Annotated in this window: 22 protein-coding genes; 4 read left to right on the forward strand and 18 right to left on the reverse strand. The window is 37.2% G+C overall.

The features are described 5' to 3' along the window. The coding region (locus M3600_RS21405) for an IS3 family transposase (RefSeq protein WP_164849711.1) at positions 1–89 on the forward strand (89 nt) is incomplete at its 5' end. 62 nt (positions 90–151) lie between these two features. On the opposite strand, the gene M3600_RS21410 is transcribed toward M3600_RS21405, so the two are convergent. The 10 genes from M3600_RS21410 to M3600_RS21455 all read right to left on the reverse strand — a co-directional run bounded on the left by M3600_RS21410 (position 152) and on the right by M3600_RS21455 (position 11,877). Further along, on the reverse strand, positions 152–781 hold the full coding sequence (locus M3600_RS21410) for a hypothetical protein (RefSeq protein ID WP_233315111.1): 630 nt from the start codon (positions 779–781) through the stop codon (positions 152–154). Positions 782–1,326: 545 nt separating this feature from the next. After that, a complete protein-coding gene (locus tag M3600_RS21415) occupies positions 1,327–2,841 on the reverse strand; it encodes a DHA2 family efflux MFS transporter permease subunit (RefSeq protein WP_251647514.1) in 1,515 nt (504 codons plus the stop codon). 348 nt (positions 2,842–3,189) lie between these two features. Beyond that, on the reverse strand, positions 3,190–3,612 hold the full coding sequence (locus tag M3600_RS21420; protein ID WP_251647516.1) for a hypothetical protein: 423 nt from the start codon (positions 3,610–3,612) through the stop codon (positions 3,190–3,192). A gap of 22 nt (positions 3,613–3,634) precedes the next feature. Continuing rightward, positions 3,635–6,796: an ATP-binding cassette domain-containing protein gene (locus M3600_RS21425; RefSeq protein ID WP_251647578.1), complete on the reverse strand. Its 3,162-nt coding sequence runs from the start codon at positions 6,794–6,796 to the stop codon at positions 3,635–3,637. Between the two features lie 24 nt (positions 6,797–6,820). After that, positions 6,821–7,528, reverse strand: coding sequence for a DNA alkylation repair protein (locus M3600_RS21430; RefSeq protein ID WP_233315108.1), 708 nt, complete (start codon positions 7,526–7,528; stop codon positions 6,821–6,823). A 129-nt stretch (positions 7,529–7,657) separates the two neighbouring features. Then, positions 7,658–8,533, reverse strand: a complete 876-nt coding sequence (locus M3600_RS21435) for an AraC family transcriptional regulator (protein ID WP_251647518.1) — start codon at positions 8,531–8,533, stop codon at positions 7,658–7,660. A 124-nt stretch (positions 8,534–8,657) separates the two neighbouring features. Then, entirely contained in the window at positions 8,658–9,254 is a 597-nt protein-coding gene (locus tag M3600_RS21440) for a YdeI/OmpD-associated family protein (RefSeq protein WP_237942871.1), read from the reverse strand. Positions 9,255–9,422: 168 nt separating this feature from the next. Further along, a complete protein-coding gene (locus M3600_RS21445) occupies positions 9,423–9,722 on the reverse strand; it encodes a hypothetical protein (RefSeq protein ID WP_233315105.1) in 300 nt (99 codons plus the stop codon). A gap of 147 nt (positions 9,723–9,869) precedes the next feature. Then, positions 9,870–10,622 carry a GNAT family N-acetyltransferase gene (locus M3600_RS21450; protein ID WP_233315104.1) on the reverse strand — a complete coding sequence of 251 codons (753 nt, stop codon included), beginning with the start codon at positions 10,620–10,622 and terminating at the stop codon, positions 9,870–9,872. Between the two features lie 130 nt (positions 10,623–10,752). Then, complete coding sequence (locus tag M3600_RS21455; protein ID WP_233315103.1) at positions 10,753–11,877, reverse strand: ROK family transcriptional regulator; 1,125 nt, start codon at positions 11,875–11,877, stop codon at positions 10,753–10,755. Between the two features lie 214 nt (positions 11,878–12,091). Between M3600_RS21455 and M3600_RS21460 the strand changes: the two genes are divergently transcribed. The 3 genes from M3600_RS21460 to M3600_RS21470 are packed head-to-tail and all read left to right on the forward strand — an operon-like array spanning position 12,092 to position 15,825. Next, complete coding sequence (locus M3600_RS21460) at positions 12,092–12,868, forward strand: SDR family oxidoreductase (protein ID WP_233315102.1); 777 nt, start codon at positions 12,092–12,094, stop codon at positions 12,866–12,868. Positions 12,869–12,891: 23 nt separating this feature from the next. Beyond that, positions 12,892–14,427 (forward strand): FGGY-family carbohydrate kinase, encoded by a 1,536-nt coding sequence (locus tag M3600_RS21465; RefSeq protein ID WP_251647520.1) that lies wholly within the window; start codon positions 12,892–12,894, stop codon positions 14,425–14,427. Between the two features lie 33 nt (positions 14,428–14,460). Beyond that, positions 14,461–15,825, forward strand: a complete 1,365-nt coding sequence (locus tag M3600_RS21470) for an MFS transporter (protein WP_251647522.1) — start codon at positions 14,461–14,463, stop codon at positions 15,823–15,825. 38 nt (positions 15,826–15,863) lie between these two features. Here M3600_RS21470 and M3600_RS21475 read toward each other — a convergent pair whose 3' ends face one another. From M3600_RS21475 to M3600_RS21510, 8 genes are all read right to left on the reverse strand, one after another. Further along, positions 15,864–17,444, reverse strand: a complete 1,581-nt coding sequence (locus M3600_RS21475; RefSeq protein WP_251647523.1) for a hypothetical protein — start codon at positions 17,442–17,444, stop codon at positions 15,864–15,866. Between the two features lie 39 nt (positions 17,445–17,483). Further along, positions 17,484–17,786 carry a hypothetical protein gene (locus tag M3600_RS21480; protein ID WP_237942881.1) on the reverse strand — a complete coding sequence of 101 codons (303 nt, stop codon included), beginning with the start codon at positions 17,784–17,786 and terminating at the stop codon, positions 17,484–17,486. 87 nt (positions 17,787–17,873) lie between these two features. Next, a complete protein-coding gene (locus M3600_RS21485) occupies positions 17,874–19,097 on the reverse strand; it encodes an MFS transporter (RefSeq protein WP_251647525.1) in 1,224 nt (407 codons plus the stop codon). Between the two features lie 159 nt (positions 19,098–19,256). Continuing rightward, the gene (locus M3600_RS21490) at positions 19,257–19,544 is read right to left on the reverse strand and encodes a DNA-binding protein (protein ID WP_233315096.1); all 288 of its coding nucleotides are present in this window, start codon (positions 19,542–19,544) and stop codon (positions 19,257–19,259) included. A gap of 56 nt (positions 19,545–19,600) precedes the next feature. Further along, entirely contained in the window at positions 19,601–20,284 is a 684-nt protein-coding gene (locus tag M3600_RS21495; protein ID WP_251647527.1) for a DUF3169 family protein, read from the reverse strand. Continuing rightward, positions 20,281–20,481 carry a helix-turn-helix transcriptional regulator gene (locus tag M3600_RS21500; RefSeq protein ID WP_233315094.1) on the reverse strand — a complete coding sequence of 67 codons (201 nt, stop codon included), beginning with the start codon at positions 20,479–20,481 and terminating at the stop codon, positions 20,281–20,283. The genes M3600_RS21495 and M3600_RS21500 overlap by 4 nt, the downstream gene beginning before the upstream one ends. A 106-nt stretch (positions 20,482–20,587) precedes the next feature. Continuing rightward, positions 20,588–21,598, reverse strand: coding sequence for a serine hydrolase domain-containing protein (locus tag M3600_RS21505; protein ID WP_251647580.1), 1,011 nt, complete (start codon positions 21,596–21,598; stop codon positions 20,588–20,590). Positions 21,599–21,747: 149 nt separating this feature from the next. Beyond that, complete coding sequence (locus tag M3600_RS21510; RefSeq protein ID WP_251647529.1) at positions 21,748–25,500, reverse strand: alpha-L-arabinofuranosidase C-terminal domain-containing protein; 3,753 nt, start codon at positions 25,498–25,500, stop codon at positions 21,748–21,750. Positions 25,501–25,780 lie beyond the last annotated feature (280 nt).

The raw sequence follows: 25,780 nt of genomic DNA on the forward strand, positions 1-25,780 counted from the left end.
TGATTTATTACAATTACTATAGATATCAGTGGAACTTAAAAAAGATGACCCCTGTTCAATACAGAGATCATCTTCTTAAAACTGCCTAGGCTTTTTTTAAATGTCCTTTACAAAGGGTACACTTTAATAAGAATTCGGGCTTTTCATTATTTTATTCTTCTGTAGCTAATTCCTCTTCTGCTTCTTCTAAATCATCAGGATAAACTGTCGTATCAAATACTTCTCCTGTTGCTTCGTCTTTAACATCGATATTTACCTTCATTTTATCCATGTCTTCTCCGTTAAAGAGGTTATACATCATACCCGTAATACCAATACCGATAATGGACCATGAATCCATGCTGTTCTCATAGGCTGCTTTATCAACCGTTAAAGTGAACTTAGAGAAAGAGTTATTGTAAGTAATATCTTTCACAGATGGGAAAGTGCCGTCTGTTTTTATTTCATCTAATGATTTTTCGGCATTTGTTTTAATGTCTTTCATCATTTTTTTATGCTCTGATTTAGACATTTTATACGTTAAAGAACCATCCTCGTTTTTTGTTACCTCAATACCTTCTGCTTCCGCTTCTTTAATGGTATTATCAATGTCCTCGCCTTCAACAAAAGATGCTGGCATTGTAATTTCCACATTTAGCAGACCTTTGTCTACAGCAAAATCCTCTGTTTCTTCTGATTCCTTCTTGTCACTTGAAGTCTTGCTTGCTTCTTTGTCAGCTCCACAAGCAGCAAGTGCAAGTACCGTAATGGCTAAAAATAACAAAAACCCAAATTTTTTCATGTAAGAATCCCCCTACTGTACTATATATTGTATTTACGTACCTTAGTACAATACCATATAATAGGAGGTCATTTCTAGCAATCTCTAATAATCGAATTATTCTAAACTCTATTCCTTACCGACATATATGTAATTATCAAAGGATAATAATGACATTTCAGCCCCATTCTTTTCGTTAATTGTCATCGCCCCCTCCTGTGCTATTTGAAGCTCGTAATTCTTCCTTTTCTTGTCTGAAAAAAAGATGATAGTTTCACGGCTCTCTCTCCTAGTTTTATTTGGAGATTAGACGAAATAATTTACAAAAAATTACAATCCTAGTTATAATAAAAAAATCTTTTCCTTATAAATTCTGCCCCAATTATTCGCTTTTAATAAACTTGAGTAACTCATTTAACACCTTCACTAATCCCTGTTATTTCCTTATATTAAAATAATAATTATATTGGGTTACTATGTATTCAGATTGAGATGTTTATTACAGTCTATAATTAATAAAAACGGGTGCCTAGTGCTTAGGCAACCCGTTTTTCTGTGTCTTATTCTTACTCTTTTATACTATCAAGCTTCGTACTAACTTCCTCTTTAGCCGCCTGATTTCCATAATGCGGTCTTACTCGTTTAATAAACAATGCGAGTATTAGTGCAAGCACTGCAATCCATGTAGAAACAATAAAGGTAAAGTTAATTCCATGTATCATTGCTTCATTCATGATTTGTTGTTGAATTTCCGTTGCCGACTGTGCTGTACTTGCATCCATATTTGCCATTGCATTGGCAGCTAATTCCTCTGCTTCTGCTTTCGTTCTATTTTGCATAACGGTAATTAATAACGCTGACCCAATTGCACCTGATACTTGTTGTAAAGTGTTGTTCAATGCTGTTCCGTGTGGATTGTTAATCGGTGGCAATTGATTTAATCCGTTTGTCATTACTGGCATCATAACCATGGACATTCCGAACATACGCAAGGTGTACAATAAGACAAGTGTGGAATATGCAGTATTCATGCCAATCTTGCTGAAGTAATAAGACGTTATAACTGTAATTGTTAAGCCAATTACGGCTAGTATTCTTGCTCCGTACTTATCAAAGAGTTTCCCGGTTATCGGCGACATTATTCCCATTACAATCGCTCCAGGAAGCATTAACAAGCCTGAATCCATTGGAGAAATGCCGCGGATGGTCTGCACATAGATTGGCAGCAGGATCATAGATGAAAACATTGCGACTGAAATAACAATGGAAATAACTGACGACAATGCAAACATAGGATACTTATAGATGCGAAACTCAAGCATCGGCTCATCCATGCGCAGCTGGCGCAGGATAAAAGTAAGCAATGCAACTGTACCAATAATAATCGTTCCATATACGTATGGGCTATCCCAGCCCTTCTCTCCTGCAGAACTAAAGCCATACAGCAACCCACCGAAGCCAATGCTCGATAAAACTAATGAGAATATATCAAGCTTAATATCTCGTTGGGCCGTTACATCTTTTAATTTAATAAAGGCAAAAACTAAAGTTAAAATTGCAATTGGCAGAACAATATCAAATAACATTCTCCAGCTGTAATGCTCAATCAGCCAGCCTGAGAGCGTTGGCCCAATTGCTGGAGCTGTAATCATCACCAGACCAAACATCCCCATTGCTGCCCCTCTTTTTTCAACTGGAAATGCTGTAAGCATCACATTCATTAATAACGGCATCATGATCGCTGATCCTGCTGCCTGAATCATGCGCGCTCCTAGTAACACACTGAATGCTGGAGCAACGCTTGCTAAGAGCGTTCCTAAAGTAAATAATAACATGGCTGTTAAGAATAATTTTTTATCAGAAAAACGCTGAATGAAGAACGCACTAGCTGGTATTAATATCCCATTAATGAGCATATAACCTGTAGACAGCCATTGTACTGCAGTCGCATTGACGTCGAATTCCTCCATAATTGCTGGAAGAGCAACGTTAAGCAAGGTTTCATTTAATATCGCTACAAAGGCGCCGATAAATAAAATCGCAATCATGCCATATGGAGGTGAATTAGTTTCCTTTGTCATGTGGAATCAGTCCTTCTTTCTTATTTAATTTATCCTTCAAATCTGTAAAGCTCCCCTCTTCCCCTCCGTTTCAATAATTCCTTTGTTTCTGTTTTAAATAATTGAATTTACAACAAAAACACTCCTTTTAAATTTTTTTCAAAAAAGGATTGACGAAAGCATGGTATACATCGTATAATTAAGATAGGGATAATATACGATAATAACTAAATATAAAATGCATACCTATGTAAATTTACCATATCTAGTAACTCTTTTCAATGGTGAATTACATATTTTTTTATGTAATTTTTTATTAGAAGTGCGTTCATTGAACGCACTTCTATTTTTTTTTTTGCGGCAGGCTGTTTATTCTTTACTATAAACGGAATAATTAGCATGCAGCTGTCCATCTTGTCCAAGTATTCGCTGTGTAACGAACATTTGTGTTTTATCTGCTGATAATGATCTCGTTGCCTCGTTAAGGATGTTTCTATCTTTATATGCAGCAGAGATGAATTTTCCATCTGCAGTTATTTCATACATAACAAAATTGACTCCTTGACCTTTAAAAGGATGCTTTTCCCCGTCAGGAATCCCGGAAAATTCCACTTGATATGTTTGTTCATTTTGTTCCTCCCAGCTGACGTGAAATAGCACTTTCTCGCCAACTAGCTTGATATTATACGTGCCTGAAGCAGGCGGACTGCCTAATGAATAATTAGATTCTTCCCTTAACAACTTCCATGTTCCGCAAAAGTCTTGAACAGCATTTCCTAGACTTTGTTTCATAATATCCGTTGCTCCATTTCTGTTATTTTGCCAAGCTGTGATATACAGCCATCATATCTCGCTTATTTAATTCTCGAATGCGGTTGAATATTGGAATTTCTTTGACTTCCTCTGCAGCGCCTTCTGTAACCACATCGCTTACCGTACCAGTCAGCCATGTTTGTACTTTTACACCTTCAACTAGTTCCTCTAATCCCTCTTCATTGATCCCGCTCGCATGACAGCTGACACACGGCACCGATAATTTCATGACACCATCATGAAGATTATCTTCCGAGATAACCTTTTTGCCTTTGCAGAAAGGACATGGATGACTTGCTTTTATTTTATTAATTTGGGTTACAATTTTTTTATATCCGAATGCTTCATATACATAGGTCAGCTTTTTGTATTTCCCATTCGTGAAATATTTATCAATAATACTTTCTCTCGTTTCATCAATACCAGTAAAATCACAGATTGTCAGCTTGTTTTTACTGCTTAAGTTTTCGATATTGCCTTTAATACTGCCCCAGAACGGCAACACATTTTGCAAAACAATTTCATAGCCGACAAAGCTTGCTAGTTCAAGTTCCAGCATTTTAAGGGCTGCTTGTGTTTTTCGAGGCAGCAAGGAAACATCCTGCGTCAGTGGCATGTCTTTGCCGACGATTGCTTTAAGTTTCTCTAAAACTGGTAATGACCCGACGATATTAATAATCTTTGTAATAGGAAGTTGAATTAACTCCCGGATATCGATGTCACTAAACAACAGCTTTTTCTCGTGATTTAAAATAGTGCCATTACAAATTGGGCAAGGTATCATTTCTTTTGATTGCTTCATCTGTTCTTTAATGATGGATTTTGACACAACCATATAACGGCCAAGTATAAAGTTGAAGCCTTCCCATTTCTTTGAAGACTTTGTCGCTTTATCATAAAATGACTTGTCCCAATAGCCATATAAGAAGGTATGTTTTTCTGCTTCTGTTAACTCGTTATAGCTCTTACTCAAATCATGACCTAATTCATTTTTTATTTCCTCGAAAAGAAATTGTATTTTTGCATGTTGATAATATTTCAGCACTTCCATCACATCAGGATGTAATAAGCCGTCCCAAAATGGAACTGTTTTATCTTGAATCACTAACTCAAAATCAAATTTTTCCATTTCTCTGCGCCCGGAACAGCTTGGACAGTGATTAGCTTGACTATAAAAATCAAAGCTTTTTGTATCTTTATTAGCTGGATGAGCAGATACGATATGATTAATTATTCCGCCTATTTCAAAAAGAAAACTGTATTGGCTATATAAGTGCCTCTCTAAATCAATAGCGATGACTGGTGCAATTTTATCAGATTCATATTCGCCGTAAATCAATCGTGCCATAGAAGAAAGACTCTTTAGAATGCCGCCTTTATAGACGTTTTCAGCTTGTTTAAAATAACTGATATGATTTTCCGTTAAATAATTTATTCCCTTTACTGAATCTAATTGGGATGATATATGTATCGATTCATCATTCTTCTCAGTATTTTTTTGGCTGAAATATTCACCATGACTGACCACATCAAGATGCTGCACAGGTTCGGACTGTCTTTTTCCAAAATCTACAATAAAATCAGAGCTTTCAAGCATATAAGCATTATGTTCAATCATTATGATGGAGACTGTTTGATCTTCCAAAATAATTCTTACACTATCAATGAATTGATTTAAGATATTTTGTGATAACCCTTTAGAAGGCTCATCAAATATAAATAGTGTATGCGGATTTCTGGTGTTGGCAAACAGCTCTGAAACTAAGTGAACACATTGAAATTCACCTGTTGACAGTGTCTGTGTTTTTCGTTCCAATGTTAAATATCCGAGCCCAAGCTTAATCAATAAACTTAGCCGTTTATGGACAATGTCTTCTTTTGGAAGCTCTTCAACAATATCTTCAATTGAGCGCTGAAAAACATCTTCTATTTCGCTGCTATATTTTGATAGCTTCCTTTTTATATCAAGAAATGTCGCAATGGTTGACCTGCTCGTGATGGACTGATTCCGGTCCTGACCTACCATTACGAGTTTGTCTTTTGGGTATCGCTTCAGAAAATCCCTTGCAATACACTCATTTACTAAAGTTGATTTACCGCAGCCAGATTCACCTGTAAAGGTTACAAGTCTATTTTTTGGAATCTCGATTTCCGCCATTTGAATATTGCGGCAATACAAATCGTAAAATGGATAGAATTCAGTTGGAGCTTCCTCATTCCGTTCCCAAAGTATGGCTTGCGGACGCGGAGATTCTTTCACTAGCTTTCCTCCGTATTTACCGCTGCCTGGCCCAAAGAACAATTGCTTATCTGCTGCATTTAATACACTATCTGAATGATCTATCAGCCAAATTTGGTTTTTACAGCCTAATTGTTGAACCTGTTCTAATATTTTTAATAGCGTGTCATGATCAAGACCAACCGATATTTCATCAATAATAATCACCGTATTGCTGCTGGCAGACATAAATTCTGCCAAATATAGACGGGTTAGTTCTCCGCCCGATAAGGTGCCCATTATCCGGTTTAATGTTAAGTAACCTATATTCATATTGATAATATTGCGAAGAACAAGCTGTCTTTCTTCACTAATATTTAATTCCTTCGCCAAGGAATAGATCGTTTCAACACTTAAATTATTCACATCAGAAATGCTGTGAGGATGATTTCTAAGCTTTAGCAGATGTTGCTCTACATCTTCACTATAACGCTTGCCATCGCACTTTTTACATGCAACATTTTTTGTCGTTCCCCGCCCTTTGCATGCAGGGCACCATCCTAACGCATTATTAAAAGAAAATACCTCTGGTGACAGATGAAATATTTCTCCAAACTTATTTCGTATCTCTTTAAAAACACCAGTATGTGTGCCAATAGTAGAGCGTGGATTGGAAGAAATCGAGGATTTTCCAAGAAAAAGCACTAACGGCATATTCTCCATATTAATAGCGCTAAAATTGGTTTCCATAATATCTGCAAATAAATATTGGTATTCCGCTTTAGGCAATAGAGAAACAAGCCGTTTTTTTGATTCCTCTCCTATTGTTTGACAAAAGGTAGTTTTTCCAGATCCGGATAAGCCTGCAATTCCGAGCGACCGATCCTCTGGCAAGTCTGCATCTAAACGGTTAATATTGTTGGCAATTAACTGATTGATTTTAATCGTTATTCTCTCCTTACATTCTAATTAGCATCTGACATATTTACGTTTAAATCCCAGTTTTCCTCTATCCACTTCTTTTTGAATATTTTCATAAGCATGTAAGAAGCTGCTTTTTTTATTAGCTCGTTTCATTTCGACAATACCTATTTGTTGTGCTGTTTCAACTGCCTTTTCATGTAGCGGCAAATAAGAAACACCAACAGTATATATAAAATTATTCATAGCAGATTTTGTTCGTTCAGGCGATTCTGCAATTGTTTCTTTAATATTTTCTAGCATGCTTGAAATCTTGCTCTCGGAAAACTCGGTGTCTTTGCGATTTCCTAGCATCCAGCAATAACAGCTCCAGCCTGCAGACATCTTCAATTCGTCTCCGCTTGCAATCCACTTATCAGCAACCTCTTGGGCAATATCAGACTCAGATAATGTTACCGCTACCACATAATCGGACAGCATATAAAAGTAAGCACCATCTATCCACCGATCGTAATCCGATTCTGTCATGCCTTTTGGGTCTGCAATAATGCCTGCGAAATACATTGCATCATAGTTCCCAGTTGCATATAGCTCTTCTGCCAATGATTGATTAATTTTAATTTTTTTAGCGATTGGTTTCATAGCACCTGTAGCCACACCAAATAAAGGCTCATGAGCACCATTGGACATGTAAATCTTTTTTGTGCGTTCCTTGCCAAGTGCTTCAAGCTCACTCATTACCGTTTGAAAATCCATTGTCTTCTTCCTCTCCTAGTTAAGCTCTTTCATATCTTCCATTTTACCATTATTTTTTTGCCTGTATTCTCCTACTTTTGATATAGATGAAATAAAACAGAGCTGTCCGAAACAGCTCTGAATCATCTACTAGTATTTTGCTACAACAGGAATCCAAATCTCCGTTTTAACAGCTGGTGAAGTTAAATCTTTATTTTTAATGGACAGAATCTCAGGACCTTCTGCTGCTTCATAGTTAGAAGACGGAAACCATTCTGAGTATATTCTTCCCCATGTTGCTTGCAGTGTACTTGGGAATGGGCCGATAGATTCAAAAACCGCCCAAGTCAAAGCTGGCACTTCAAGTTTAGAAAAGTGTTCCGGACAGCTTTCCGTTGTAGCTACACCAATATATTGATCAAGCTCCCCTTTTTCCTCCATCCGCCCTTCTGAAAAGTTAAGAGATGCTTGTATCATTCCTTTAGGCTCTAAATTGGACAGCTGCTGCAATTGTGCTATTTTCTCCATCGTTAATGACTGCCACATCGCTGTTATTTCTGGATTCTCTCCTTCAAATATTATTGGAACTCTTTTCATAATACCAACTATTTGAAAGGGGTCTTTCTGTTCTATACGGTAATTCATTTCATTACCTCCTCTAATAGATAATTCGAAGGTCATGTGCGGATACGCTTTTAACTGAATACTTTTGCGTTTTACTTCTGATGGGGTAACACCATGCAGCTGTTGAAAAGCTCTAGTAAATGCATCAGGCGAATTGTACCCATATTTTAGAGCTGCATCAATTATTTTTATGCTGCTATTAGTTAGTTCAAGTGCTGCTAAACTAAGACGTCTGCGGCGGATATATTCTGAAAGAGAAATCCCAGCCAAAAAGGAAAACATCCTTTTAAAATGATACTCTGAACAATGTGCTAACCTTGCTACCACTTTAAAGTCTATTTCGTTCGTTAAATTCTCCTCAATATATTTCATTGCATTATTCATGTTTTTTAGCGAATCCATTTTACGACCTCCTCAACCAAATAATAGCTGAAATGATTGCCAGCAACCCGACATTTTGTGCACGATTATGCAGGGTTAAAAAAACCTTCCAATCGAAATATAAGTGGAAGGTTTCATTTTTAATTTACTTGTCGTTTAAGCCTTTGCCGTCAAGAATATGCTGTACATATTTGTCTACTCTAGCGGCTCGAGTTTTTGCTTGTTTTGCTTGTGAAAAATGTAATAAATATGCTCTTTGTCTTCCAGGTGTCAATCCTTCGAATGCAGACTTTAATGCTGGGATTTCTGCAAATTTTATCTGCAGCTCTTCAGGCATGGAGTATTCTTCATTCTTCTTTAATTCAACCTCTAAGCCGGCCTCTTCTACTGCAATAGCTTCTTTAATATAGGCTTTTAAGACTGATTCCATGTCTATTATTTGCTGAACATTAGTAAACCGGATTTGCCGGGCTGCTTGTACATTCTCTGTTTGCTGAACAAGAATACCTTGTGGGTCTTTTATTAATGCGCCTTTATGAAACAGAAGAGCAACATACTCTTTGAAACCATGGATTAATACGACGTTCTTATCATTAAGTGTATAACAAGGATGCATCCACTTAAAATCCTCTGTAAGCTCACAGTCAAGAATGATATTACGTAATATTCTATACTCCTCTTGCCATGTTTTTGCTTTATTCAAAAATTCATCGACCTTAGGATTAGTTTTATAATTTGACATGAAAAAATACTCCTTTTCGCGTTTCGTTTACCTGACAATTATGTATGTGGTTCTATTATAATCGATTATTATATGTTTTAATATGTGCTATTTGTGTTAAACAGCCTGAGACTGCGACGTAAAAAATCCAGCAACTAAAATAGTGCTGGATTTTTTACAATACAGTCATTATTTTTTTACACCATCAGGATAATTCTTCGCATGATATTTATCTCCTAAATGAGTGAAATCATCAACCGTTTTGCGCAACTCATTCATAAGTGTATACTTTACGTCATGCATCGTTTTATAAAAGGCATACTCTTCACAGCCCTCATGCTTAATTCCTGCTAAGGCGTTTGATGATACGATTCTCCGATGTTCATCAATTAATTTATCAAGTGCTTCAAACACATGCTGCGTGTATTTTGCTACATTCTTATGCTCCATTTTTAATTGATCCTGCAGTTGTTGAATTTGTTTGTCCATTTCGACCCTCATTTCTTTGTTCTAATCATAAACAAACTTTTATTAATATGTTTTCAAAAAATGGACTGTATCATGACTTGTAAAATTTACATCTTTAAAAAAACAGTTCCCAGTAAATTATAAGAGTAAACATTTTGCCTGCTCCGATTAGTCTTTGCTTCTGTACCAGTATTGGTACACTTCTTTAAAGCCGATTTTGGAATAAAGCTTTAAAGCAGGTTCATTATTTAACATTACTTGCAGATAAGCATATTGCGCTCCATTATCCTTGCCCCAGTCCAGGATATTTTGAATTAGCACTGTCCCATACCCTTTATTACGACAGTTGCTGGCTGTGACGATATCAAATAATCCGATATATCCTCTTTCTAATACACACATCCCACATGCAAGTATTTCACCACTATCGTTCTTCAGCAGAAAATAGGCAGTTTTCGCCACAATGTTTTTTAGCATTTTCGCTAATGTTACTTGATTACTCCCACTAATATGATTGAGGTGGCAATAGTAATTAAACCAATGTTCTTCGAAAGTTTGATAAAATTCAGCCTTATGTACTACTGCAATATTTACATCTTCTAAAGGCAATACTTGAACAGCGGTTAACCCAGCTTGAATATAGCCATTTTTCGCTAAATTCTCATCCAAGTTTTCCGGTAAAGCTTGCTTCGTCATTTTAAAAATTGGCTTTAAATTTCTGTTACGATAGGTTTGTTCGATAGTACTAATTTTATTAGCAACCTCTTGATAGGAAGAATATATCGGATTGACGGAATTTGCTCTGTTGGTATAGCCATCAGCAAAACGCAATACCCATCCATCATACATATTTGTTTGTAAAGCAGGTAAGGCGTTCATGGACAGTTCCTCTATAATTTGAATCCAGTTTGTTCTCGACATTTTACCCCTCCTGTTTAACTGAATAAAAATACTTATTAACTAATAATTATACAAAATTACACAAATTCCTTCTTCCCTAACATGATATTTTTTTCATAGCAAAAAGAAGCATGAAAACTTCTTCATGCTTCTAAATAGTATTTAAAAACGATTGAATAAATGGTATACCTGCACCTAAAAGCACGCCATTTTCTGGAGAACGGCTTATATAAATAAAAGGATCATTGCTTGGAAATGCTGTCTTTTCATTTACTTTTTCATGAAGAATATTAATATCCTCTTCTCTTAAGTATGAAGTAATATGGCCACCCAAAATGAATTCTCTATTCAATACAAGGTGGATATTATTAATGGAAATGGCTAAATAATTAAGGAATTCATTCCATCTCGCAACATAAACTGGAGAATTGTTTCGCAGTTGTTCAAAAAATGACTCTAATGATTCGTCTTCTGTTAGAAGTGCATGGACAGAACTGTATGTTTCCATGCAGCCTTTCTTACCGCAATAGCACGGGGGCCCGTTTGGATTTACTGTCATATGTTCAACCGTTCCGCTATGCCCTTCTTTCCCCATGTAAATCTGCCTGTCGATTATAATCGCTCCGCCAAGATGGGGACCAATCGAGAGGTAGACAGCATCATCCATATCATTTCTTACCCAAAGCTCTGTTGTTGCTGCACATTTGGCATCATGTAAAAACATGCAGCGATATGGCAGATGCTGTGAAAACACCTCAATATCCAAGCCTGTAGAAATTAATATTTTTCCATAGGTTATTTTTTTGCCGTCATTCGATGTTAACCCTTGTACAGCAAAGCCAATTCCGAGAACCTGCTCTTCTTTCACTTGTAAGGCATCAATAAAGGCTAGAACTTCTTGACTTAACCATTTGTAATAGTGATGCTCATTAGCATATCCCAAGGATAACCGTTTTTGCTGAAATGCTTTTCCAAGCAAATCAACTGCCAGTAATTGTACAGTAGATTTTTGGATCTCCACTCCAATGCTGATTCGGGCCTGTGGGCAGATAGCATAAGCAGCTGCTCGTCTTCCCACTGAAGATTCAAACTGCCCACTCTTCTCAATTAACCCTTCTTGCTCCAAACGGACTAAATTTTGCGTTACTGTCGGCAAGCTTAAATGCAGCTGGTTAGCAATTTCTTGTTTGGAAAGCTTCCCATTTTGATAGATGAGATGATAGATAGCCGAATAATTGCTTTTTTTTATATCTTTAAATGTGATGTTATTTTCCATGAAAATACCTCATTTGATAAACCAATTTTATAAAAATACTTATCTTAACTCCTTTAAATATAACATACGAGCATATCCAATTACAGCTTTGTCAAAAAGCGTCTGACAATTTTTACTTTTAAATAGATTGACTATTATCAAAAGACGTTTTATTATGTAAATGTATTTTATAAAACTATTTTACAAAATAACTTAACGAAAAGGAATGATAAATATGGGCATTATTGAAAAAATGAGACTGGATGGAAAAAAGATTTTCGTTACAGGCGGTGCTAGAGGTATTGGAAAGAGTGTCGCAACCGCTTTCGCTGAAGCTGGCGCAGATATCGCTATTGTAGATTTAGATATTGAAGAAGCTGTCAAGACTGCAAAAGAATTAGAAGCTAACAATGGGATTAAGTCTATCGCTATCAAAGCAGATGTTACTAACCCACAAGATGTAAACGCTATGATTGATACTGTGCTTGAACATTTTGGCCGTTTAGATGTTGCCTTTTGCAATGCCGGCATCTGCATGAATATCCCTGCTGAAGATATGACCTTTGAACAGTGGAAAAAAGTAGTCGACATTAATCTTACTGGTGTATTTCTAACCGCCCAAGCTGCTGGAAAAGTCATGTTAAAACAAGGCGGCGGGTCTATTATTAATACAGCTTCCATGTCAGGTCATATTGTTAATGTTCCACAACCGCAATGCTCTTACAATGCTTCAAAGGCAGGAGTTATTCAATTAACTAAATCATTGGCAGTAGAATGGGCAACAAGAAATGTGCGCGTTAATTCCATCAGCCCAGGATATATCGGCACAGAGCTTACCTTGAATTCGCCAAGCTTACAGCCATTAATTGCTCAATGGAATGAAATGGCACCGCTTAAACGGATGGGAAGACCGGATGAATTACAATCTATCTGTGTTTATCTTGCTGGCGATACGAGCAGCTTTACAACAGGATCTGACTTTGTCATCGATGGTGCATTCACTGCTATTTAATAGATTCATAGGAGGTCATCATAATGAACTACTTACTCGGTACAGACATCGGAACATCTGGTACGAAAACCATTTTAATGGACACAGAAGGAAACTTGCTTGCTCAAGATCTCCAAGAATATGATGTGTTAACACCAAAGCCTTTATGGGCTGAACAGTGGCCTGATGTTTGGCTTGATGCTGCAAAAGCTTCTATCAGCAACACGGTTGAAAAAGCAGGTATTCATCCTGAAGACATTCGCGGACTTGCTATTAGCGGACTGTACGGCGGATCAGGCATTCCACTAGATGAGCATATGGAGCCTGTAAGACCTTGTATAATTTGGATGGACCGCAGAGCTTCTGTCGAAACGCAATGGGTGTTAAATACTATCGGGGAAGAAAAGCTGCTGGAAATTACCCATAATGGCGCAGATCCTTACTACGGCTACACGAAAATATTATGGATGAAAAATCACGAACCGGAAAACTGGAAAAAAACGAAGCTGTTCTTGCCTCCGAATGATTATGTTATTTATAAACTGACCGGAGAAGTGGCGATTGATTATTCTTCAGCTGGTAATATTGGCGGGATTTTTGATATGAATAACCGCACTTGGTCAAAGGAATTGCTCGATGCAATGGGAATCCCCTATTCCATGATGCCAGAAAAAATTGTTGAATCAACAGACATCATCGGCGGGTTAACAAAAGAAGCAGCTGCAGAGTTAGGACTTGCAGAAGGAATGCCTGTTATCGCCAGCGGGATTGACTGTGGTGCAGCTAATATTGGCCTTGGTGTGTTTGAATCTGGCAAATATGCAGCAGCTATTGGCACGTCCATGTGCGCCGCATTGATTTCTGATCAGCCAGTGAAAGGAAAAGACTTAATTGTTTGGCCGTATTTATTCGATGCTAAAAGACTATCATACTATTTTGCTGGTGGAGCTACTGCAGGAGCAATCGTAAAGTGGTTTAGACAAACGCTATGTCAATTTGAATTAGAAGCAGAAAAAGCAGGCGGGAAAAATGCTTATGATGTATTAAATGAACAGGCTGCCAATATACCTGCTGGCAGTGAAGGATTAGTTGTTCTTCCCTACTTTATGGGCGAAAGAAGTCCTGTCTGGGATTCAGATGCGAAAGGCACCATTGTCGGTTTATCTTTAGCACATACGAAAGCACATATATATCGCGCCTTTTTGGAAGCGGTTGCCTACAGTTTAAGAGATGCCATTGAAGCAACAGGCGAAAATGTAGGTGAATCAATCTTGCTTGCAGGGGGTGTTACTAAATCAAAATTATGGAGACAAATTTTTGCTGATGTGACAGGCTATCCAGTTGTATGTCCTATTCACGATGTCGAAGCAAATATGGGGGATGTAATGCTGGCTGGAATTGGTACTGGTTTGCTTTCCTTTGAAGATGTGAAAAAATGGCAGGTTCTTGATGAGAAGATTATGCCAATTGAAGACAATCACAAGAAATATAATGACTATTACAAAGTTTATAAATCTATTTACCAAAACTTAAAAACAGATATGAAAACGTTGACAAAATTATCAGCAGCTACAGTATGAATTTAGCAGCAGTAAAAAGGAGTTGTGATAAATATGGATAAATGGAGAAAAAGAATTGGATACGGGGCGGGCGATTTTGCCTGCAACCTCGTATTTAGTACAATGGCATCCTACCTCCTTTTCTTTTATACAGATGTTTTCGGAATTTCGGCAGCGGTTGCAGGTACTTTAATGTTAGTAACGAAAATCATCGATGCTTTTGCTGATACTGGCATGGGATTATTGGTGGACAGAACGAAAACCAGATGGGGTCAAGGGAGACCTTACTTCATTATTGGGGCACTTCCTTTTGCTGTGTTTACTATTATGACCTTCATCGTTCCTGATTTCAGCATGTCAGGCAAAATTCTTTGGGCGTATATCACTTATTGCTTGTTGAACATTGCTTATACCGTCGTAAATATTCCATTAAACACGATTGTACCTCGGTTAACTTCCGATAATCATGAGCGCAACTGGTTAGTATCAACTAGAATGATCTGCGCATTGCTTGGGACTGCATTAGTAATGACCATCACCACACCGATGGTAAATTTCTTCGGTCAAGGAGATGACCAAAAAGGTTATTTAGTTACAATGACTATATATGGCATTGTCGCTGTGCTTGTCTTTGTGTTCACCTTTATGAATACAAAGGAAGTTGTGCCGCCGACCGTCCAGCCTGGCAAGTCCTCCTTTAAAGAGGATTTCAAAGGATTAACAGCCCCTGCTGCTATATTTTTTATATTAAACTTTCTCTACTTTAGTCTATATGTTATCCGAAATACGACTGTTATCTACTATTTCACCTATAATCTTGGCAGAACCGATTGGCTCACATTTGTAGGGATATTCGGAATTCTTTCCGGATTGCCAATCCTGCTATTATTGCCTTGGCTCCAAAAAAAGATGGCAAAGAAAAATGTTTTGCTTTTAAGCACCTTAATTTATATTGTTGGAGATTTAGTCCTTTACTTTGGAAAAACATTCCCTGCCATGCTGATTGCCGGCTTAACGATAACTGGTCTTGGCATTTACGGCATCTTTGGGACAACATTTGCGATACAGCCGGACGTTATTGATTATTCCGAGTACAAAAATAATCGCAGTATTTCTGGAATGATTGCCGCATTCCAAGGTTTTTTTGTAAAAGTCAGCTTAGGTCTTGGCAGCGCCCTTGTAGGAGTTTTCCTTAAAATCGGTGGATATGTACCTAATGCAACACAAACTGAAAGCGCTTTAAAATATATTGAAATCAGCTTTATCTGGGTTCCGCTTATTATTTGTGTGCTGATTGGCATAACGATTGTTTTCTATAAGTTAGATGACAAACGGGCCGAAATGGATATTGAACTCGAACGAAGACGTGCAAAGATTAACAAAAATACCGAGCAGGATGCTTTAAACGAAGCACATTAAGTGTTAAGAGGATAGCGGATACCGCTATCCTCTTATCTTCAATGAAAGCCTTTCATATAAAACTCAATTGCTGTTACTTCTTCGTTTTGAAGTCTTTCACGATTGCTTGATAATAAAGTTTTTAATGCATTCATTTGCTCTGATGATGGTGTCACAAAGCTGCGATTAAAATGATTAATCCACTTCAAAAGAGCAGACTTACCTAATCTGGAAACTTCTCTGTTTTCACATTGAACATAAAAACTTATACTATAAAAAATTGCTTCCCATTTGGATAAAGAACATAATAAAATGGCTATATTATATTTAGTATGTTCATAGCTTGCTTCCTTATAAATATCATATAAGTAATCCTTTATATCTTCGTAATAATGCTGTGCTATTGCCTTTCGTGCAGCCTTGGATATGCCTATCATTTCCGATTGCAGAAGCTGAATAAATTCTTGCTTATACTTTGCTCCATCTAACTTCGATATAGCATGGATAGCAGCTTTTGTGATGGAAATACGGCTGTGATACAAGTACGGCTGTATTAGCTGTGCTTGTTCTTTACTGCCTGTCTCCCCTATTCCTAATAAGCTTTCACGAATATACTGGTTAGCATTCAACATACCCATATAAAAGCTGCTGAAATCTATGGATGTTTTTTGCTTCTTTAATAAAAATCTAGCAAAATAGCGAATAGTACTGCTTTTGTCTAAAAGTGCCGCTTCCAATTCCCTGCCACTTATTTCTGGAAAGTAGGAGTGAAATACCTCCAATCCCTTTAAACGAATCGAAGGAAACTTATCTCTTTTAAAAATGGAGTAATGCTCTTTAAATTCATGAGCTTTGAGACTACTTACTAATTCATTAAACAAACTTTGCCGCACAAGAGGGTCCTTTTCCTTTTTATATAGGTTTACTAGTAATTCCTTATCATATAGATTTGCGTGCATGATCATTTGATAACAAAAATACCGGACGTTCCTATCCTTTGCGCTTGTCCCCTCTTTCAGAAAAGGCAATGATTCTGGCTGTGATAAAACTTGAGCAACTTGTTGAAAAAGATGCTCTTTCTTAAGTTGCCACTTAAAAACAAGAGGAATACTTGAGACAATTTCAGCCATATACTTATCATTTAAGCGACGCTCCACATATTTATCAGCTGCTCCCTTCACTGCTGCAACCCAATCCTTACATCTCAAAAGTAAAAATGGCCACTCTTTACCTGAAGTGTATTGATTTAATAGAATTAAAGCTTTTTCACGGAAATAGCCATTTGGGTGAAAGCTGCACAACCCTAAAATAATCACTCTCTGTTCTTCCGGCATATTTGGCAATAATAAATTCTCCGGGTTTTCCTTACTCCAATCCATGGACCAGTCTAATGAAGTTCGTTCTCGAAACAAGGCATCAAGTTTTGCCAATTCAAGGATGGTTAAGCACGCAACATGTTTAGTAAGCATACTAGCTGTTCTTCTTTTCAACACATCAGAACGTGTTAACAATAAGGGAAAAATAGCGGGAATTCTTGTTAGCTCGATATTGTCTGTATCTTTAAGCAGTTCTTCTATATAGCCATCTGAAAATCTGTCTGCAGGATTGTCTTTTTTACGTTTAGAAAACGGCCATTTCAATGGATATCTCCTCCCATCGGAAACCTAAGGCTTTAGCAATTAATCAATTATCTCCCAAACTCTTTCATCTTCTATCGTAAGCATCTTATTGAAAACTCCTAACGTTCTTACAGTTAGTTTTTCTCCATTTTCGAAATCAAATTCCTTTTCATAAGTTGCATAAACGCCGAAATTAGATAGATTAGAAGTACTGCTGCTTATCATGATATTGTCTAATGAGCATATTTGATTTGAATTGCAGTCAAGTCCATTTGTTGCAATTAACCATTGATCAAATTCTGTATTTGAAGGGGTAGTAAACCACATAAAAACAAATAAAACTATAATAATACTCGCTGCCACATACCTCTTTTTCTTGAACAAATCTATTATTCCTTTCTACAATAATATGGCTATCTTGATAAAAAAAGATAGCTGCCAACTTGGCAGTTATCTTAAAGTTTCTTGTTTCGCTGCTAAATACATACGGTTCTGTATCCCGGTAATAAAAGAAAGCAAAAAGCAAGCTGTGGCTGTTAGGAAAGTACATACCACCCCAAACTCTTCAGTAAGCCATCCTAAAAAAACAGACGAAATACCGAATGCCGCATACATTAAAGTCCCTCTTGCAGAAAACACTTTAGCAAGCGCCTCTTGCCTAACTGCTTTCTGGAAAATGGATACCTCAGCTACGTCTTTAACCATCTGAGGAAATCCAAATAACAACGAAATGATTAAGGCAATCCAAGCATTCGAGATTAGCGCGAAGGCTAATGTAAGGATCACTAGTAAGAAGGTGGACCAGATAATGTAATACCCCAGCTTTTTCTCCAGCTTATCTGCAATTCGATAGACAATTAAACCACCAATAAACATGCCTGCAAAGAAGGATGCATTTATTATCCCCCACCAAAACTCTTGCTTATGAAGAACTTCTTCTACATATACATATAAAATCGCAGCAATCCAAACGCCATTAGCAAAGGTTTCAAAAATATTCATTAAACTAATAGATCGGAGTTGTCTATTCTCCCAAATAATTATCCAGCCTTCTTTAATGGAGGACCACTTAGAAATAATCACTTCGTTTTTTGGTTGCTGATCTTGTTTAATATAAAACATAAACAATGAAGAAATAATGAATAAGCAGAAAGTCAGCCAAAGAAGATGATTCCCTCCCCAAATAACTAACAGTATGCTCCCAATCGGCCAGGCGATTAACTGCGTTATTTGGTCAAGAACAGCTAAAAAACTATTTGTCTTGACGAGTTTCTCTTTTTGTACGAGAACTGGGACTAGTGCATTTCTGGCTGGCGTAGCACATCCATCTAAAAAGGATATGAAGGCAATCAGTATATACAATAGAATCAAGTTATCTAACTGAATCGTCGGTATTAATATACAAAGCAAGAAAAGCAGCAGCGTCTTACCACTTTGCGAATAAAATAAAATCCATTTCAGTTTATATTGATCAAGAATAATCGGCGCAAAAAAACCGCTGCATAATGCCGTAATGGTGATAACAAATGGCACTAGCGACATTAATGTTACAGAGTTAGTTGCTTTATAAACAATTGTTGTTAAACTAACTGTATAGATGACATCACCTAGATTAGCTAACATTTGACCAAGCCAAAGAAACCTAAATGACATCTCATTTTTAAATTTTGACATAGGTACCCTCACTTCTTAATTTATTAAGTTTTAAGAAAGCGGGGAATTCTACATTGGATAGCCTCCTGTCAAAATATTCTAAATCAAGAATACCATAAATCTGTTTATTTGTACCATTATTTGTTAGAAAAAAAGCCGCCTAAAGGCAGCAGGCAAATATCATTGTTTTTTATACAAATCCTCCGACGACAACCATTGAACCAATTGTTCGTATGGATAATAGGTAGTTCCTTTTAATACCAATTTAGGTGCATCAGGATATTTTTCCAACAGTTCTCTAACCTCTTCAGGGCGTAATCTTAAATAAACAAATAAATCTCGTTCTTTAATTAATAAAGGAGTTCCTGATGGACTGCCTTTAGGATTTTTAAAATTTTTCAAACCATTTCCGATGAAATAACCCAACAATGCCAACCCTGCACCTATCCAGAAAAAATCAATTTCCACGTCTTCAACCCTCTCTTTTTTTATCATTAATACGAGTATCAACTGCAAAAAGTTACCTATTTGTTGCGAATGGATAAATAATATTTGCCATTTGCCAGCACTAGAACAATGCTCATAGCTATTATGGAGAAAATTTGTGAATTACCTGATGAGATGGAATAGAATGTGGCGAACATAATTGCTATTAGTAAAGCTGTGCAAAAAAGATGATATGATTTATAAAAACCTATTAACATCACATGTTTTTCTCCATCATCAGCGACGTTTAATAGAGCATTTCCATAATCTTTATGCGAAGACCTTGGAATGATTGGGCGATGTGGTGGCACCAATCTATACAGATTCATCATAATTGACATTAAAATGCAGCAAATTAAAACGGTAATTAAGGAGAGTATAATAATTACAATTTCTTTATTGGTAATGAGCGTAATACATAACGCTAGCAAAGAAAAAATGAAATTAGAAAAAGTCAATAACGCATAATCTGAAAGCTTTTTATAAATTTGGATGTCTACTGCATCTTCTTCCTCTCCATCGACATCTTTATTATTTAAACTAATAATCTGCTTGTATAATCCAAAGCTTACCCCCATTACAATCACAATAATAATAAATATTGCAATTACAAACTCATCTACATATGGATCAAAATTTATTTCAAAGCCTTTCAAGATCAGAATCGAGCTAAAAAACCCGAGAATTGCACTAACAATGATTTTAATCGATGTTCTCATCATTCATCCTCCTCTATAAAAAATACATTTTCGACAGGCTCATTAAATATCCGGGCAAGCCGCACTGCAATTAATAGCGAAGGAATAAACTCCTCCCGTTCAATTAAACTGACTGTTTGCCTGCTTATCTTGGCAAGCTTGGCGAGTTGAGTTTGATTTAAACCGTCCCGTGCCCGCAGCTCCTTTAAACGACTTTTCATAATTTTCTCACCTCATACATTTATTGTAAATTATGCATTTTGTTTTGACAAGTATATTTGTCAAAATGATAATTATATTGGTCAAATTAAAAACAAAAAAGACATCTTACTCTTTGTAAGATGTCTTTTTTGTTCTAATATAAGAATCATATATTTCTCCGATAATTCCTTTAAATTGGTGAACACCTGTATTACCATTAGTCATGATAATTAACCCTCTTTTTAACTTAGGGTACGCTACCATCATGCATTGAAATCCACTTCCCCAACCTAGTGATGAAATCTCTCCGCCTTCGAGAAACACGCCAAGTCCTGTCCAGCTTCTGCAGCCTTGTGTGGTAATTAGTTCTCTTGCTGCAGTTGGAGAAATGCCGATTTTACTTTGATTACCTAGCGCATTCATAACTTCTATTACTAATAGTGACAAGTCAGCTGCAGTTGTCCAAAGTCCTGCCGCTGCGGGATATGGATATAATGGATACTTTTCTTGCATGACATTTCCATCCTTGTCATGGCCACAGCAATAATTATGGGATATGTCACTTATACGGCTTGGATAACGGCTGTTCGCCATTTTTAATGGCTGAAAGATGAACTCCTCTATAATTTCTTCTATTTGTTTTCCAGTTACATCCTCTATGAGCAGCTGGATAATACAATATCCAGCATCCGTATATTGAAAGTCACTTTCTGGTTCATACTGCACTTCAATCGGAGACTGGCAATATGGCGTTTCACCAGTTAATATTTCTTCCATAGTGGGAAGAACCGTGTCTTTTCGTTCTATAAAACTATCTTTAGGATCTTGTATCCCAGATTGATGACATAACAAATTCCGTAATGTTACACCCTTTTTTTTAGTTAAATAATTGTTGGGGATTTTCCATGATGTCAGCCTGTTATTTACATCCTCATCTAAATCAAGAATCCCTTGTTCTGATAGCACCATTACCAAGACAGCTGTTAAAAACTTGCTGATGGAACAAGCACTGAAAAGGGAATGATTGTTCACTATTTTACTCGTACCTGCTTCAAGAACACCATAATTATCAATTTGGGAAATCTGACAATCTTTAATAACAGAAACACTTAAACCTGGTACATTATAATGCTTCATGCGCTCAGGGATATTTATGTTTTGCACTGTACCACCACTCCCTATTTTTAACCAAATGATACCAGATGAAATGATATAGTGAAATAGACTACGCCACTATTTAAAAAAATGCACCTGATTTTAATCAGATGCATTCATTTAAATGATCATTATCGCTTTAACACAAGCACATTCACCGAATTTGCAGCTAAAGTAACCACTATACCATTACCCTCAAGGCTTATTTCTGTTTCTGCTGGTACAATCAGCTCTGCATTTTTCTTGTTTACATTCGGAGTAGAAATTAGCGAAGCATCTCCCGTAACTGTTATCATCTTGCCGGTCTGATTGACAACTATGTCTTTTAGTTCTAGCTTCGTTGTTTTTTCAAATGGATCTGCATTTACGAGCTTCACATATACATGGTTATCATCTTTTGTGACAGAGTGGTAGATATCCCGATTATAAGCTTCGAGTTTATAATCTAGCACTTTGCTTTTGAAGGTTCCGTCTGTGTATGAACAGATGAGTCGATTGCCTGTTTCTCCGCCGTAATTAACCGTAATTAAATAAGGCGTATTAACAGCAAGCTCTTCATAGCTGCTGGAGCGGAGATTTCCTGCTGCGGTGCTGGATGAGTAATCGCCTAGTCTATAACCTTCAACGCCTTGCTTATAAACCTTCACTCCTGTTGCGTTGCCATTATAGCCGATCGCATACTCCAGTACATCCTTTTTCTCTGGCGAAATATCGGTTAATCCGACACCTACAAATATACCATCATTGCCAGAGACCTTCGATGCTACAACTTCTACTTTATAATTCGTCCATGCTGCATTTTGGATATACAAGCCGTTTAGACCACTGTTTTGCGGCTTTAATACTAGGCCTCTTTCTTTATCAAGCGTATACCCTGCTGCACCTGGAATCATCTGCCATGCAGCATGCAATTCTTCTCTGAAATCTTGTTGGAACAATACTTCTCCGCTTTTGTTTCCAATCACCTTAACAGACTTCACTTCAACCTCTGCATTTCCGGAAGCTATTTCAATGCCGCCTCTTGCTGTAAGCTCAGTCAAGCTCCCATTTTGGTAAGAAGAAAAGGATGTTCCAAGCAATTTCGTACCAAGATATTTTCCGAACAGCTGTTGTACATAATAATTTGGCGTATACCAGACTGTTTCGTCATCAAACCAAATCAAATCTGGTGTCCAACGGTAAGTTCCATCTGTAAGTACTTTGTTGAACAGTGGTGCATAGGCAGCCAGACGGACAACATCTGAATTTCTTTCAAACCCAGTCATAATGGCTGCTTCAGCAACTGCACCTGCTAATGTATTCTTGTCAGTAGACGCAAACTCGCCGACAAACACTTTTGAAATTTCTGCCTCATTTATGCTGCCATCAGCTTGATAAGCTCTATAGTAATAATTGTATCTATCTGCGTTATTCAACAGATAATCATTGGAACGATAGTAATGCTCATCTGCGATTGTATCCATATAATTAGGCTGTGTTTCATACCATGTTACTGTTTCTTCGGTAACTGTTTTGCCGTCTGTAAAGCTGACGTTTGCTGCTTCTGTTAAGTTACCGCTTAAGAATTTCCAGCCTTCCTGATAGGCATCATCATCCGCTTGCGCACCAACTGTTGAGATTATTTGCAGGTTATGGTCTGGGTAATGCTTCACCATATACGCATCAATTGCTGCTTTAAAATATTCAAAGTTCGCAAAAAACTCTGTACCCCAGTTTTCATTGCCAACCCCTAAATAAGGAAGTTCAAATGGTGCTTCATGGCCCATTTGTTTACGCAATGCTGCCCATTCATTACTTTCAAAATCTGTATTGATCGCAAAATCAATTAAATCTGTAAAGCTCTTAACAAAGTAATCTCTTAAATCCCCGCCTGCAGGATGGACATAATCAGAACGCGCTTGACAAAGCACACCGCAAGCCATAACCGGTAACGGAATTGCGTGCAAGTCCTCAGCCAATTGGAAGTACTCCATATAGCCTAGACCCATGGTCATCATATAGCCCCAAACATTAAAGTTTTCCTTACGCAGTTCGATAGGACCGACAGAGTCTTTCCATTCATACACATTCTCCCATATATAAGAGCCCTCTGAAATACAGCCGCCTGGAAAACGAAGGAAGGTTGGATGCAGATCTGCTAATGCATTCACTAAGTCTTTCCGCAGTCGATAGTTCGGATTTCCTTGATAATTTTCATGTGCAGTTGCTGATCTTCCTTCCTCACTAGCTCCCCAAACATCCTGTGGCATTAAGGATACCATATCAATTGAAATGTCACCGCTAAATGTTAAGGCCAGCTGTCCAAGCATGGACTGCGAACCTGTAAGAACAACACTTTCATCTACCCCGTATTTTTTCCATGTGTTGTTGTTGTCAACATGAATCGTTACTGTGTCGCTGATTGCTGCACCATCTTTATCCTGAAGCTGCAGATGAATGCTTCCTTGATTTTCTGCTTTTGCCCAAATAGTAAAATTGTATTTATCTCCTTCTTTAATAGACATAGCACAATGATGATTAGAATCAGTGAAGCCTTTATTGATAAGTGTGCTGCCATTTGGAACAGTAAGATAATGTGTATTAACGCCTTTATCCATTATGTCGAAAAGTTCATTTAACCCGCCTGTATTGTGGATGGTAACAGACTCGATATCGCCATACCAGGCATGAAGCGGCTGATGATTTCTTCCTGTTGAACAGCCGCACACACCGGATGTATGCGAATATGTATCGAATAAAAAAGATTCAAAGGAACGATTTTGGACAAGTTCGGCATATATTCCCCCGTCTGCGGCGTTATTAATATCTTCATAAAACAAGCCATATAATGTCTTGCTTATATCTAAGATTTCTTGATTTCCGTCGATTGTTAATAAATGAGATGGAACTCCTTCAGGCAGGACAGACAATGAGAATTCCTTTTCCGCTGTTTCCGTTCCTTTACGCAACACAGCTGTCAAAGTAACTCCTTCCGGCTCGCTAATTTCGCCTAATTTCCCTTCATCTGACAGTAAGCTTGGATTACTTGATTTCCATGTGACTGCCACCTTCGCTCCCATAAGACTTTCAGGAAGTGTAACATCCTTTGAAACGACCGTAATTGGAAATGATAAATATTTATCTCTGGCAAGCTCGACAATCTCCGTATCAGAAAGTGTTTCACACATCACTTCAATTACTTCATCTTGTGTTAAACAAGTCTTATATACACGGAAATCGGACAACGAGCCGCAAAAGTCAGCATCTGCCTCAAATTGCGATTTTCCAATAAAATTATTGCTGTAGTTATCTTGATCAGTAAAAGTCTCAAACCATTCGCGCAGCTTTGCATATGTACCGCTCGAAGTCTGGCTGATTGTTCCGTCTGCAACAATTTCACCATTCACATAAATAACTGGACCTGCACTGCTTAACGTTCCACCTTCTGTGCCTCTGACTGTCATCGCCACATGTAGCCATTCTCCAGAAGAGTATGTTCTATTAGCATCAGCAATTAAATCCGAACCAGCAAAACAATTGCCCCGTAAATTTCTCGTTAAAAATAGGTACGGTCCAGTTTCCCCTTTTCCGAAATCAAAGATTCTTTCCCAAACATTGGACCCTTTCCCTAAGGAAAGCCAAGTGCTGACGGTCAATCCAGTCTGATCGGTAACTCCTTCAAGCAACCCAGCTGGAAGCTTTAAATAGGATGTCCCGCTCGCTCCGCCTGATAACGTAACAGCACTTCTCCCGCCAACAGTTTCTGCCACTGGTTTAATCTTCCCTTCAGCAGTTGCATGATTTTCATATATGGAACTGTCTCTTCCTATATTATCTGCATCATTAAATTGATATTGAGCAACAATTGATTCAGCCAATGAGTTACTTTCATCGTTTCGCTTCATTTAGTATCTCCTTTAAAATTATTTAAGCGCTTACTTAAAACCCCTACTTGTATGTACCAAATACCATTAAAACCAAACTTATACTTACAACTATTATAATATTGAACAATGAAATTTTCCAATATAATTTACAAATCTAATCTTAATATTCGAATAAAATTATCTAGTTAATAATTTTTATACCTATAACTCCCCTCTTTATGGTTCATTTTAATTAGACTAGTAGTTTTAATTAAAAGAATATTAAAATATTAAATTGACAAACCAATCTACAATGATT

It is taken from the genome of Niallia sp. MER 6 (genome assembly GCF_023714395.1).
Lineage (GTDB): Bacteria > Bacillota > Bacilli > Bacillales > Cytobacillaceae > Niallia.